This is a genomic window from Pedobacter sp. MC2016-05, assembly GCF_026239735.1.
GTDB lineage: Bacteria > Bacteroidota > Bacteroidia > Sphingobacteriales > Sphingobacteriaceae > Pedobacter.
Genome location: NZ_JAPIVT010000006.1, coordinates 48,795 through 62,723, shown reverse-complemented (window position 1 = coordinate 62,723; position 13,929 = coordinate 48,795). Strand labels below are relative to the sequence as shown.

Here is a 13,929-nt window from a genome sequence, read left to right as displayed (position 1 = left end):
AATCATTAAAACAGATCAAAATGAAAAAAAGTATATTCTTAATTTTTGTAGGCTTGATTTCTTTATCAGCCTGTAAAAAAGATTTCCTTGAACAAACCGACCCCAATGCGGTAACGGTAGAACAGTTCTTCACTTCGCCAAATGATGTTTTGCTTGCCGTAAATGGCGTTTATCAATCACTAAGAAGCAGCAACAACATTGGAGAAAGCAGCAACTTGTATACCGAGCAACGTTCAGATAATACCGGTATAAACGATAATCAATCGAATGCAGGAGAGCCTTTCCAGTTTGGAGATTTTAGTATTCTACCCAGTAACACTTATTTAAAAAACCATTGGGTAAGTCTTTATTCCACCATTACCAGATGTAACGTAATTACTTCGAATATTGATAAAGTGCCATTTACTGATGCCAATTTGAAAGCCCAATACCTGGCGGAAACAAAATTTGTTAGGGCATTAATCTACTTTCATTTGGTAAGAAAATGGGGCGATGTGCCATTGGTAACCAAACAACTAACGAGTAATAATGAAGTGGTTGAAAATACTTTCAGGCAACCACAAGCAACGGTTTATGCACAAATTGTAACTGATTTGAAAGATGCATTAAATAGTAATCTTCCAAACTTGGCTACGGGTGCTATGGCAGGCAGAGCTTCTAAAGCTGCTATAAATGGTTTGCTAGGTCAGGTTTATTTAACGATGGCCACTACGTTAGAAAATGGCAAAGCAGAGAATTTAACCAATGCAAATACATACTTATTAGCAGCGTACAACCTGAAGACTTTCAACACACTTGCAGCTATTCCTTATGCAGATGTGTTTGATGTAACGAATAAAGCAAACAATCCAGAGGTGATATTCGAAATAGTAAACCTTCAGGGAAACATCACTTACGCTTCGAGCATCGCCGCAAATAACCAGGCTTTCGGCGAAACCATTAATTCGAGAAGAGCACCAACTGGAGTTGGAGGCAACGTAACGCCAGATTTAGTTTTAGATTATGAAACCGGCGATCCACGTAAAGATTTCTCCATTAAATATGCTGCTGATACCAGAGTGCTGGATTGGTTTATTACAAAATACCGAGATGCTAGTGAAGCGGCAACGGTTAACGGCTACGGCGGAAATAATTTCCCTTTAATGCGTTTTGCAGATATTATTTTAATGTTGGCAGAAGTGAATATGTTGCAAGGCAATGACGCGGTTGCGATACAATATTTGGATATGGTTAGGGCAAGAGCTGGTGTGCCTTTATACGCTGTGGCCCGTAACAACGCGGCTTATAGCTCCAAATATCCAACACTAAAACTGGCAATTTTACATGAGCGTAGGGTAGAGTTGGCTTTTGAAAACCACAGGTGGTTTGATTTGCTGCGTAACTTTACCACTGCTGAACTGGTTACTTATTTCAGAGCAAAATCTCAAGCTAACTTTGGCAATGCAAAGTTGAGTAATTTCACCACAAAAGATAGATATTTCCCTATTCCTTTTGATGAGTTCAAGTTAGATCCTGCAAAAATGTACCAAAACTCAGGATATTAATTATTTTTATTAGCAAACATTAGCGCCTGTATCATTATTTAAGATTTTCATTCTGAGCTTTTCGAAGGATTAAAATGGTGATACAGGCACTTTTTATCAAAATTAAATGATGAAAATCAGATTTTATTTTCTTGTGTTTTTCGCGGGTGCGATAAACCTAACTTCTGCTCTTGCGCAAAATCCTGCCCAAAAACTCGAGCAGGTTTTTAATCGTACCCATAAAGAAATTCTAGTGGTAGCACATCGTGGCGACTGGAGAAATGCGCCTGAAAACTCGTTGCATGCTTTGTTAAATAGCATTGATAAAGGTTTCGATATGATGGAGCTTGATGTAAAAATGACCAAAGATAGCCAGATGGTGGTAATGCATGATAATACAATCGATCGTACCACCAATGGAAAAGGTAAAGTGAGTGATTTTACATTAGAAGAAATTAGAAAATTTAAGCTGAGAAATGGATTAGGCAGAGTAACCGCAAACCCGATTCCTACCTTTAAAGAGTTGATGATGGTAGCGAAAGATAAAATTCTGATTAATGTGGATAAGGGCAACGATCACTTGCCAGAGGTATTTAAAGTTTTGCAGGAAACCGGAACCCTACAGCAAGCAGTTGTAAATGTTGGCGACAATATTCCTTATGAAAAATTGATTTCAACAGAGAAAATCCCTGCTGAAGCTTACATTATGGTGGTGGTTAATATGACCAATCCTGACGCTTTAAAAATTATAGAAGGTTATGGAAATTCAAAGAAAAGTGTTATCCAACCGATTTTTAATACAGATACCTTATCTAATCTCAAACAACTTCCGCAGATTGCTAAAAATCAAATCGTTTGGCTTAACAGCTTGTGGCCATCACTCAATGGCGGTCATGATGATGATCTGGCAGTGGAGCAAAATCAAAAACCCGAAAGCTGGGGTTGGTTACTAGAGTTTAACCCTGTGTTTATTCAAAGCGATCGCCCTGCAGATTTAATCAAATATCTAAAGGAACGAAAACTGCATCAATAGGAATTTATAGATGCCTTAAAAATGCAATCATCATGCCCTAGGACTGGGATAGGCATGCAATGGGCAAGCGATGGAGGCTGATTAGGTTAACACATAAAAACCTAAAGTTTACCATTTCTAGCGTCAAAGTTAACTATTTGGGTAAGCAAAGGGTTAAAAAGGGGTTAACGATAGGTATAGAAAGGGTTAGCAAAGGGTTAACAACGTGTAATGTTGTCTCGAACAAAGGGTAGCCGTTCTTCAGTTATTTCTTTTTAAACTGATCAAATACCGCTGCGGTTACCAAGCCACCGATTAAATACCATGCTACAGTGAGCAACTTGGTTTTATCGGTTTTGGTTACAGGTTCATCATCTAAACCCATTTCTTTCGGGAGTTTAATGGCACCTAGGCCAGCAGTTAAACCAGCAAGGGCTCCTTTCAGATAAACATTTTTACTTCCAGCCATGCCAATTGCACTGTAATAGATGGTATTGCTAACAATGTCGCCGGCTAAAGTAGCGGCATACAGTTCTTTGCCTGTTGGCGCTTCGAGGTTGAGGCTGTTCATGGAGCGGGTTAAAGCTTCTTCTCCAACCAAATCTACTCTTGGTGCATCGGCATCAAGCCTGCGAGCCGTTTCATGTAATATATTTAAGGCGGCTGCGCCAGCGAAACCAGCCAAAATTGCTTTTAAAATCTTCATCTTTATATAATTTTCTAATGAGTAATGAAACGCTGCTATTACAAGCCGGTATCAGATTTATTTATCCCGCTATGTGGAGCGAAAAATCATAATGTTTCATATTTATAAAAGCAGAGAATCGGCAGAATTGTTTTGAAAGGATTGATAGACTGATATACGGGTAAATTTATGTCGTTCACCTACTAGTCAATAGACAAATAATAGTCAAAACCCACCAGATATCACCCCAACCCCTACGAATTCTAATCGCTTTTTTTTCACTTCCTAAAGATTGATAAATTCGTAGAGATGCATGCTCCAAAATCTATCTTGCATCGTCATATTTAATCCTGTATCATGAAAATCAACAAATACCTGCTCGTTTTAAGTGTTGTATTCTTTAGTTCTTGTATGGCGCAATCGAAAAAAGATTTGCTGGCTAAAATAGATGATGATATTAATAATTTGAAAGGCATTATCAAGCTGAGCGATACCAGGATTATGATTACCGCTGGTACTACTGAGAAATTCTCAGTAGAGAAAGCCAGTAATTTCCAGTCAACACGGACAGAAGCCGTTAGCGACAGCGCACTCTATCGTTTTTTTAAAAATTTGGAAGTGAGCACTAGCTTGCAGTATCCCTACAATATGATTTCATTAGATAAAGATGAATATGATTTGCTGACTTTAATGGGTGAGGAGAGTAGCTATTTTCTACACAATGCAGATATGGAACCCGTTTTTACCCCTCAAAAGTTTGTTTTTATGGATGGAACTGAAACCAATAAGGGTTATTTGACGCTCGACAGTATCGGTAAAAAACATACTAAAATAGAGAAAGATAAGGGCGAAGAATATGAGTTTATTGATGAAGAAGGAATGAATGCCCTGGAGAAATACATTTATAAGGCCAGTAGCTTCAACGAAAATATCGCGTTGATGTCATCAAAGCCAATCCGCAGTATTCAATACAAAATAAGCCTTCCAGTGGCCAGCAAAACACTCTACAAAGTTTCACTGAACAGTCCTGAAGTGAAAACGCCTTATGGAATCATCCGGTTAGATACCATTGTTGGTAATCAGGCACATTGTAGTTTACCTGATGTCGAGAACGATCGGGATATCAAAATACAAGCCTATTATAAAGATGGAAGGGTTTTAGCGGAAAAAGGAAGCAGCAGCAATACCGAAATTACGCCGGCAAAAAGAAAGCTTTACGAAAATTATATTAAGATACTAGAGAAAGCAAAAGATGGGGTTAAAGCCGATGAGATTAAAACTGAAAAGGATCTCGATAAATGGCTCAAAGCACACGCACCGGCAGCTTTATCAGATGCTGAAAAAGAAAGTAGAAAAACGGCAATCTACACCTTTGCAGGTCCGGTAAGTAGCGTTGGCTTCTCCGTGAGCGATAGTGTGCCTCAAATGAAAAATTTCGATGTTGACTATACCTTTAAATATGATGAAGCGCCAGGGGAATATTTTCTCGCAATGGATTTTGCTAAACAAAAAGCTGGTTTTTTAAATAAAGAAGGCAAGTGGGTAATTCAGCCACAGTTTAACGAGCATTTCCGTAAGTTAAACCGCTATTATTACTGGGATCAATATGGGGATGTTGACAACACTTACTGGATAAATTATAAAACACAAACGGTTGAAAAGGTCGCTTATAAAATAGATGATACGGAGATTTTTGATGGTAGGTATGTGAAGATAGAACCCAGAACAAATGGGCTAAACGGAGTAGCTGACATTAATACCGGCAAAATTGTTCTTCCGATGGAGTATGATAATTTAAAATTTACAAGCTCGAAATTTTGGTGGGGAAAGACAGAGGATGGAAAGGAGGGTGTGTTGGACAGGAATTTCAAAGTAGTACTGCCTTTTAGGTATGACGATGTTGAGATAGATGGAACTTCTTTCCTGGCCAAGAGCAATAACAAAATCAATGTTTTTGATCTAAACGGAACGAATTTAACGCAGAACAAGTACGACGATATTTACGGTGGTTATAACAGCGGTTTACTACTTGTGCGAAAAGCCACAAAAGAACCAAACGGCAATACCAATAGTAAATATTATTTTGTAGATAAACAGAACAATATCCGTATTAATTTAGAGGCAAAGGGATGGGATGATGCAAAACCCTTTAGCGAAAGCCTTGCTTTGGTTGAAAATAGCAATAATGAAAAAGGATATATCAACCCGGCCGGGCAGCTGGCTATTCCTTTTAAATTTCAATATGCACAAAGCTTCTTCACCACTTCAAAACTTGCGCTGGTACAAATGAAAGATAATTCATATGCGCTTATAAATAAAAAGGGTAGTGTAGTAAAACGCTTTGATAGCGAATTATACGATTTAGACAGGGAAAGCGCTGACAGAAAAACGCGAATCAAATTTAAAGATAGAACCAGCTACAATGAGTATGGTGAACAGGTAGAATATACTTCCTTTTAAAAGCGTTTAAAAATCCGAATTCATGATCAACAAATGTTCTACAATATTAATCTGTTTAGTCATTTTTGCTTTTTGTAAAAGCAATGCTCAGCCTTACATCCTGCAATCTGTGGGTTTAGCAAAGCCATTTCAATTAAATCTATACTTCGGCGATCAAGGTAAAGGAGCTTTTGTTAGATATGTGGGACAAACAGGAAATATCGCCCTGCGAATCAAAAGCTATAAAAGAGACACCAGCGGCAGGAGTGATGGGCAGCCAGATGATGAAACCTTTATCTGGGAGGAAATGATTGATGGTAAAGTGAATGGAACTTACACGCTGATGCACAATATAAATGCTGTAGAAAAGGCTTCGTATTGGAGAAAAAAAGATGTTAAGAAGTTTAATCTCTTACAGTTAGAAAGCAAAGTGGAAGTAGGGAACGACCAATATCTTTTGCATGGTGCGCTAATCAGTTTCAATCATTTTGATCATCATAAATTAAGTATCCAATATGCTGATGGTAAGCTGTTCAATACACTCCTTCCATCATTGGATTCACCTAATCCAGTCCGTAGAAGCTACATTGCCGATTATAACTTTGATGGATATGATGATATCGCTTTCTCTATACCTGATGCCGGAATGGGCGTATACCAGGAGTTTAGCATTTTTCTATACAACCAAAATTCTAAGCGGTTCGAAAAATTATTGGAACCCGACAACTCCAATGCCAAATGCAATTGCCTTTGCGATGTGACTTTAGATCCAAAAAAGAAATTGTTGTTTACGGCTTGTCGCGGAGGAGCCAGGTGGTGGCAGGATGTATATCGTTTCGCACCGAATAATAAGCTCGTGTGGGTTCGCTCAAAAGATCTAAGTAAATAAACCTAAAGATAGAAGCTATGCTCAATAAATATTTAAGAAGAATGCCGTTTATGATTACTGCTTTATTAGTAGTAGGAACAGCTGCTACTCAAAAGAAAACAGTAAAGAAAAAAGCTGTAAAAACGGTTAGGAAATATTTTGGACCGCCGCCACCCATTGTTAAAGACGTTGTTGAAGCACCTCCACCTCCGCCTTCACTTTCTGACAGTAAACAACCAGGATATGCTGCACCTCCAATGATTATGGTTTCTCCGCAAGAAGCTAAATTTGAAAAAGAAAAGATTTGTACCGACTGTGATACCTTGGTGTTGGAAGCACGAAAACCTCAGGTTGTTATTTATGATGTGAAATGGATGGCAGATCGCGAAAGCAGAACTTATCGCAGTCAGCCAAAGGCCGCCGATTTAAGTACGGATTATTACAGCATGCGTGGTTTGGTGAAGAGGGAATGGGATGAATTGCATCAAAATTTTCCCGAAAGCGATGTTAATTATCACCATGTCTACCGAAACACTTTTATCAAAGTAGCTAACAATCATAAGCAAAATTTAAATCTCCTTGACAGGCAGTTGCGCCATGAAGGCTTTATTTATTGGAGCGGAAAGCCTGAAGCCGAAATTTTGCAGGGCAACAAAATGGTTAAGTTAACAGAGCAGATTGGGAAAGCTGCGAACGTAGATAAAACATCATCTTATTATGCCAGCTTTAAAAAAGACAGCTTAACGGTTGAAAAACTGATGCAAACTACCCGTGCGGCCAAAGATGTTGAGCCCAATATCAATGCCTTTTTGCAACAGGAAATATTAGGAGAGTACATTATACCTTTTCAGTTTATCAATCTAAAAAATGTGAGCAGCATTTCCTTGTTGCCTAACGGAAAGGAAAAACTTACTTTTAAGTTTAACCAGATGGGACAGTTGACAGAATATATTGATGAAGGTGATGAGCATCTAATCATAAAATACAGTAGTAATTTGCCTCAAACTATTTCCCGAGATGGAAAGATTAAAACCCGCTTATTTTATCAGGATGATGTGATCATTACGAAGGATGATTACAGGTTGGAGACTTTCAAGATGGTTGGCAGGTTGTTTCTTGAATCTGATAGGTACTCAATTGAAAAGGCAGATTACGAAGAAATGAAAATTAATAGTGGTCAAACCTATAAAATTGCAGCGAGAAATAGCCAGACTTGTTTAGATTATAGCGATGGAGACCGAAATTCCAGTGTTTGTTACAGCAACAACCAATGGACTTTACCATTAACCATGACCGAAAGCTATGGTGGAGATTCTCAAACGAAGACCTTTACCATGAACAACGAAGGAGAATTAATGGTTCAAAATATAAATAAATATAAATCTTCTAAAATGGTTTATCAACTCGAAAACGAGATCATTAAAGCTTTTCAAAGTGTTCAAAAACGAGGCGATGATAGTTATTCCACCCCAAATGAAATTTAGGTTCTTTATACGTTTTTTAAATAATTTTCAGTTTTGAAATGAAAAAGATTTGGCTGGGGATTGGTATTACACTGGTAATTGGTTTGGCGGTATCGCTATATTATTATAACAACAGGCTAATTATCGACCGCAACGATGTTCCTCTGGAAGGGAGATACACTTCATTTCAAGAGATTAATGAACATTATCACTCTGCTGTTTTTGATGTAAAATTTTTGGCTCGGGTAGTGGTATCGAGTGCCGCTTCACCCAATCCGATTCGGATTTTTGAATCGGTAGATGATCAGTTAATTATAGATTGTGACGCCAAGGTTGATGAGGATACCAAACATGATAACCGATATTATAAAATAGATAAGACCGGCAAAGTTCTGGATTCCATTTATGTTGATTATAGTAGCCATTGGGGTAACTTTATAGGGGAATTTATTGTGTACACCAGCGATAAAGGTGGCTATTATAATTCCTGGCCATTAGATGGCGATACCACAAGACATGAAGTGATTGAATGGAATAGAGATAATAGCTGGACGAACGAAAGAGTAACAGCTAAAATCAAAGGAATCAAGGCAACTGGAAAGTATCATTTTTCGCGTTCACTGGTAAATCAGAGTGTATGGTATTTGCAGACGTATTTTTATGAGGATAAAAAGTGGCAGTTGTTGTGGCAACAACTTCCGGGATATTTTAATGTGCCAGATGAAGAGAGCCCATTTAGGTATCGAAAAGATGTATTCAGGAGTGGAGATGTCGATTTCCAGATCCCTAAAGATGTAAATCTTTTATACTTTTATCAGGAGGAGAAGATGAAATATTATCATGTTATTGGTGGTGGCGATGGCGGTTTTAGCGTGTATAATTGGCGAGGGAAAGGTTTTTTTGAAACTGAGATTGCCGGGAAAAAGTTTGAATTTATGGTTCCAAAGCTGGTTGTAGAAAAAGAGCGGCACAATGGCTTTAAACCAAGTTTGTTTACTGTTGAGGAAGCTGGTTCTGCCACTGATCTTTTTAATCCGGCATTTTACCACTCCCCAAATGGGTTTTCCTTTTACTCGCCAAGTGCCAAATTGTTGTATCTGATTAAAGTAAGGCAATAGCATGAAAAATATGCCTGAAAAAATTTATTATCTATCTAGTGTTAGGGCTACTTTAATTGGACTTATTTTAATGCTAATGGGTTTTGGTCTGTCGTTTATTGGTTTCGATGTTAACCAATCTTTCTGGCAAAATTTTCAAAGTATGGTGATCGATTTTAGAGGTGTGGCGAACTTATTTGCTTCTTTGTTAATGCTCTTTTTGAAGCTGATGTTCATCATCTTCGGTTATTTTACTTTGAAAAGTAGAAATGGAATTATTCGGGCCAAAATAGATAATAAAGGGTTTTACTTTAAAGAAATTACAGGGAAAAGTAAGATGGAAAAAACAGCTTTTGATTTAAATCCATTAACGTTTTTGCCTTATTCCCAATTGTTAAATATCTATTTGTTAGAAAACAAATGGACTGGTATTCATTTGGAAATTGAAACTAAACTGGAGAAAAAGCGACTGGTCACTTTAGATGCTTTAACCCATTCTCAAAAGAAGGAAATTTATCAAATCATTCGTCAAAAAATTAAATATTTGTCTAGCGTTGGGCTTATTCTAATGGGTTTTGGTGTGTCGTTTATTGGTTTCGATGTTAACCCATCTTTCTGGCAAAATTTTCAGAGTATACTTGTCGATTTTAGCGTGTAGCAAACATCTTTACAATCAATAACTGCGTTGATAAACGATCATATCGTAAGTGGTGTTTAGCAATTTCTTTTGCGTAACTGATTTCCTGAACGTATTGCTTTTCAAAATCTCATTTACCAATTCCGGCATCAATTGATGATTGTTAAATGGCTGGATATGGAATAGCACTTCGTTCGATTTCCCATAAAGCGTAAGTGTATTTAAACGTTGTGCATTAAGTGCAACTGCATAAATTTCATTGTAATGAATGAGTAAATCTGGCTGGGTTTTCTTTACGATGGTTAGCATAGTCGTATTGGTGTTAATGCTTACTTTTGGATAAATCAACCTGATCAGAAAGAAAATGGGTAGAATGAGCACTATACCTGCCAAAAACCCCAAGACTTTACCACTGCCAAAATTATTTACAGCATCTGCAAGACCTCCAAAACCTCCGAAAATAACAGATAAGATTACAACTATTAGGGCAATGTATGCCAGTGCAAAGCCAACTCCCTTGCCTTGATTTACTTCCAGGTAATTATAGGTTTTCATATTTTTTTGATCTAAAATTAAATAGAGTACTGATCATCGCTACGAAAGGCAAAGGTTTGTATTTGATCCTCCTACATTATAATCTAATCGTTCTGTACGATTATTTGCAAATTTTTAATTAAAAAGTAAATGAATACTTGATTAGAAAAGTTCTTGGTCGCAATGGCATTTGGTAAGTTGATAATTGGTTTGCAGAAGAAGTGATTTGTTGGTAGGCTCGCTGGTTAATCAAATTGACACATTGAAATTCGAAGAAACTTTTCCAGTTAGTGGGGGCATATTTTAAGTTGAAATCTAAAAACTGATTACGGATGGGTTCTTGCGAAAACTGACGGTAAGAAACGAAGTTATAGGTTAGGGCATAAGATAGCGCTGAACTCAAATTGTGTAACCATTCGCCCTTTATTTTTTCGTTTGCCGATTCATTTTCAATCGGTCCGCTCAGACTTTCTTGTTTGTTTAACGATCTGCTTAAGTCTCCGGCCACCGATAGTGTAACTTTCGAAAACAGCTTTTTTCTTAAGCTTAATCCCGTGTTAAGCTGATAGCTTTTAAAGGGCGTAATCTCACCGTTATAAAAATTGTTTCCTTTTTGCATGCTTAAGCTTCCGTTTGCAGCAATATTTATTTCGAGTGGAAAAATATATTTAGAAATGTTGCCATTTAAGGAATACTGTTCGATAGTGTTCCTGAAATCGATGGCTACCGATTTTGTCAGTCCGCTATCCAAAGTATAAGAATTGATAAAGTTTTGATTTGTTCTGTCGAAGCCGAACATAAGGTTGTAAAAAAGCATTTTTAGTGGCTTTCGGTAAGAATACCTCAAATTAAAGTTAGTCAGATCTGTTTTCGGTAAAGGTGTGTCGTTAAAATTAAATTGCCGGTAGTTAACTAAGATGGTGCCACTGTAAATGTCGTTAACTTGTCCAAATTGCGTTTGTTGGGCAAATCTTGCATTCAGCTCACTGTACTTTCCCAGGGTTTTTCTAAATTCTATAATCGGATTTAACACAAAGTATGTGTTCTTTTTAGCAGTGCTTTTCTCTGCCTCGGAATAATTGATGTTGTTAAGAGTTGGACTTGCCTCCAGATTGATCGATCCTTTTTTCAAGAGATAAAGTACCGACATTCGTCCATATAAGCCTAAATTATCAAACCCGATATCGTTTTTAAATTGGTTCCCAACCGATGTGATATTATTGGTGCTATCGGTTTTGTAGAGTTGGCTGTTTAATCGATTATGTTCGTAAGAAGCACCAGCTGCAGCCGATAAAACAAAGCGATTAAACTTGGTTTTAAAAGTGGAAGATTGATTGATGAATATGTTTTTAGTGCTCGATTGCTGATTTAACGCTAAGTAGTCAGCACCACCATTTACAATATTTTGCTGAATGCCTGGCGCAATTTTCAGGTTTTCATCTATTTTATAATATTGTACCAGACCATTGTATTGCAAAATGTTATTCACACCTAAAGCCTTTACCAAATTGGTTTCATTACTGATGGATAACTGATTGGTGGGTTGGCTCTGCCCGAAATCTTGCTCATTTTGTATGGTATTGCCATTTCTTTTCCATTTTGGAATTTCAAATTTTGTAATTGATTTGAAATAAACGGATTTGCTGTTTTTTTCAAGTTGCGCTTCGGCGTGCCATTGATTTAATTTGTAAACGTTGTCTTGAAACTCATTAAACCGGATGGTATCGGTATTGCCTAAAAAATAATTTACGGTGTTATTGTACTGAAATTTTCGTTTCAATTGGAGTGTAGATAAATTTAAGCGCAAGCCCCAGTCTGCTTTCATTTTTATCAAAGCATTTATGCTGCCCGAGTAGTCATTATTTAACAAATAATACTTTTCTTTCAGGTTTGGCAGGGTTTCACTTTCCATTGATAGGAAGGTTTTGGGGAGTTTTAATGCCACTTCATTATTAAAAGACTGCCCTAACACCGCTTGTTCGGCTTCAAGGTTTTCGCCGATGTTGTTGGTTTTAAAGGTATTAATGACTTTAATTTTTTTATTGAAGATTAGGTTATTTAGCTCGGCCACGTAAGCCTTATTGCCTGCACCCAGATAAGCCGAATTCACCATCATCGTTTTGGCACTATCGGTAAGTTTAATGTTTAGCGAAACATTATTGCTGTTTATAAACCCATTCAGTGCCTTTACGGGTTGATCGCGTTCTATCACCTGCACCTGCTCTACAGCACCAACAGGAACATTGTTGGTGGCCATTTTGTAGCGGCCATCTAATAAATTATCACCATCTATATAAACATTGGTAATGCGCTTACCGTTGTAACTTATAGCGCCATTTTCATCGATTTTAATTCCTGGTAAGCGGTTGATCACATCGCCGATTACCCGATCATTAGACTCCTGAAAACCTTTAACGTTGTATTTCAAGGTATCGCTCGATAGGCTGATTTTAGCGTTTGATTTGATGGTAACCTCTGCAAGCTTATAACTTTTTTGCTTAAGCACCACGTTTACCTGCTCGTTGTTTTTTTGTTCAATGACCTGGTTAAACTGCTGGAAACCCATTGCGGTTACCTTTATAGCGTAGCTTTCATTACCGCTTTGGAAATCACATTTAAACATACCTTTATCATTCGTGGTACCAAAGATAATGCCTGCTCCAGTTTGGTTTACGATAGCTATTGATGCCGAAGCAACCGGATTGCCGATACTATCTTTTACCGAACCACTTACAGATACGGTATTTTGTGCGGATAAAAATGCCGCACAAAATAATAGTGGTAAACATAAAAGGAAGCCTTTCTTTAACAAATCTTTGAGCTTAATCGGTTAATTCCAAGGGATAATTAATGGCAAATTTTTTTCTTGGGGCAGTGTTACTATTTCCTCCGCTTGAAGTGATCTTATCAACGGTAATTCCGCTATCATTGCCGAACATATTAAAACCATCAGCCTGAGCTTTCTTCATTTGCTCATACTCTTTCATGTTTGTTGAAATTGCATCTGCTGGAATATTGATTGGTTTAACGTTTTGTAGATTCTCTTGAGTGACCAATTTTGTACAGGTAAATTTGATGAAATGACGGTCATCATAAGCCTCTAAAATTAAACCGGGTAAACCCTGTAGTTTCCATGGGCCAAAGCTCGCCGGAATATCTGTTGTAAACCAGGCTGTATATTTTCTGCCTTTGCAAATGCCAGTAGCCTTTTGGCAAGTGTAACCCAGCAAATCTTTGGTTTCCTTGTCAATCTTCCAATTGATTTTATCGGGAATTTCAGTAATTAAATAATGTTGTTGAGGAGTATTTTTTACAATTGAAATCTTACCATTGTTGATGTAAATGTCATCTTCGGTAACGGGTAAATAGGTGCCCATATCAACTACGTCGCTGTTTTTTGCTTCTGCTGCAGCTAAAATGGCCTGAACGGTAGAATCTTGCTTAACTCGGGTTTGACTACTGTAGAAACTTTTTTTGGTATTAAAAGCGAGGATAAAATCTTCACTATATAATCTACCCGTTTGGGTACTGTCTTTAATGTGGTAAAAATGATAGTAAGCCATTGCGGTAGGTTGATCTTCTTGCCCGCTGCTTTTATATTTAAAGGAATATAAAGCACCTAATAGTAATGCTGGTAATATAAATTTGAAGTATTTTTTCATCTTAACTTT

At 37.4% G+C, this 13,929-nt stretch carries 11 protein-coding genes; 7 read left to right on the top strand and 4 right to left on the bottom strand.

Features of this window, described 5'->3' with window-relative positions:
• Positions 1 to 20 precede the first annotated feature (20 nt).
• The gene (locus OQZ33_RS10125) at positions 21 to 1,544 is read left to right on the top strand and encodes a RagB/SusD family nutrient uptake outer membrane protein (RefSeq protein ID WP_265798925.1); all 1,524 of its coding nucleotides are present in this window, start codon (positions 21 to 23) and stop codon (positions 1,542 to 1,544) included.
• A gap of 106 nt (positions 1,545 to 1,650) precedes the next feature.
• On the top strand, positions 1,651 to 2,556 hold the full coding sequence (locus tag OQZ33_RS10120) for a glycerophosphodiester phosphodiesterase family protein (RefSeq protein ID WP_265798924.1): 906 nt from the start codon (positions 1,651 to 1,653) through the stop codon (positions 2,554 to 2,556).
• 244 nt (positions 2,557 to 2,800) lie between these two features.
• Here the strand turns inward: OQZ33_RS10120 and OQZ33_RS10115 are convergent, their stop codons facing one another.
• Positions 2,801 to 3,241 carry a hypothetical protein gene (locus OQZ33_RS10115; protein ID WP_265798923.1) on the bottom strand — a complete coding sequence of 147 codons (441 nt, stop codon included), beginning with the start codon at positions 3,239 to 3,241 and terminating at the stop codon, positions 2,801 to 2,803.
• Between the two features lie 336 nt (positions 3,242 to 3,577).
• On the opposite strand from OQZ33_RS10115, the gene OQZ33_RS10110 reads away from it, so the two are divergent.
• The 5 genes from OQZ33_RS10110 to OQZ33_RS10090 are packed head-to-tail and all read left to right on the top strand — an operon-like array spanning position 3,578 to position 9,745.
• The gene (locus OQZ33_RS10110; RefSeq protein WP_265798922.1) at positions 3,578 to 5,680 is read left to right on the top strand and encodes a WG repeat-containing protein; all 2,103 of its coding nucleotides are present in this window, start codon (positions 3,578 to 3,580) and stop codon (positions 5,678 to 5,680) included.
• Positions 5,681 to 5,702: 22 nt separating this feature from the next.
• Positions 5,703 to 6,548, top strand: coding sequence for an XAC2610-related protein (locus OQZ33_RS10105; protein ID WP_265798921.1), 846 nt, complete (start codon positions 5,703 to 5,705; stop codon positions 6,546 to 6,548).
• 17 nt (positions 6,549 to 6,565) lie between these two features.
• Positions 6,566 to 8,011, top strand: a complete 1,446-nt coding sequence (locus OQZ33_RS10100) for a hypothetical protein (RefSeq protein WP_265798920.1) — start codon at positions 6,566 to 6,568, stop codon at positions 8,009 to 8,011.
• 38 nt (positions 8,012 to 8,049) lie between these two features.
• Positions 8,050 to 9,108: a hypothetical protein gene (locus OQZ33_RS10095; protein ID WP_265798919.1), complete on the top strand. Its 1,059-nt coding sequence runs from the start codon at positions 8,050 to 8,052 to the stop codon at positions 9,106 to 9,108.
• 10 nt (positions 9,109 to 9,118) lie between these two features.
• Positions 9,119 to 9,745, top strand: coding sequence for a hypothetical protein (locus OQZ33_RS10090; protein ID WP_265798918.1), 627 nt, complete (start codon positions 9,119 to 9,121; stop codon positions 9,743 to 9,745).
• Between the two features lie 15 nt (positions 9,746 to 9,760).
• Here the strand turns inward: OQZ33_RS10090 and OQZ33_RS10085 are convergent, their stop codons facing one another.
• The 3 genes from OQZ33_RS10085 to OQZ33_RS10075 form a co-directional block, all read right to left on the bottom strand.
• Positions 9,761 to 10,279: a hypothetical protein gene (locus OQZ33_RS10085; RefSeq protein ID WP_265798917.1), complete on the bottom strand. Its 519-nt coding sequence runs from the start codon at positions 10,277 to 10,279 to the stop codon at positions 9,761 to 9,763.
• 118 nt (positions 10,280 to 10,397) lie between these two features.
• The gene (locus OQZ33_RS10080; protein WP_265798916.1) at positions 10,398 to 13,070 is read right to left on the bottom strand and encodes a carboxypeptidase-like regulatory domain-containing protein; all 2,673 of its coding nucleotides are present in this window, start codon (positions 13,068 to 13,070) and stop codon (positions 10,398 to 10,400) included.
• A gap of 10 nt (positions 13,071 to 13,080) precedes the next feature.
• Positions 13,081 to 13,920: a GLPGLI family protein gene (locus OQZ33_RS10075; RefSeq protein WP_265798914.1), complete on the bottom strand. Its 840-nt coding sequence runs from the start codon at positions 13,918 to 13,920 to the stop codon at positions 13,081 to 13,083.
• Between the last annotated feature and the right edge of the window lie 9 nt (positions 13,921 to 13,929).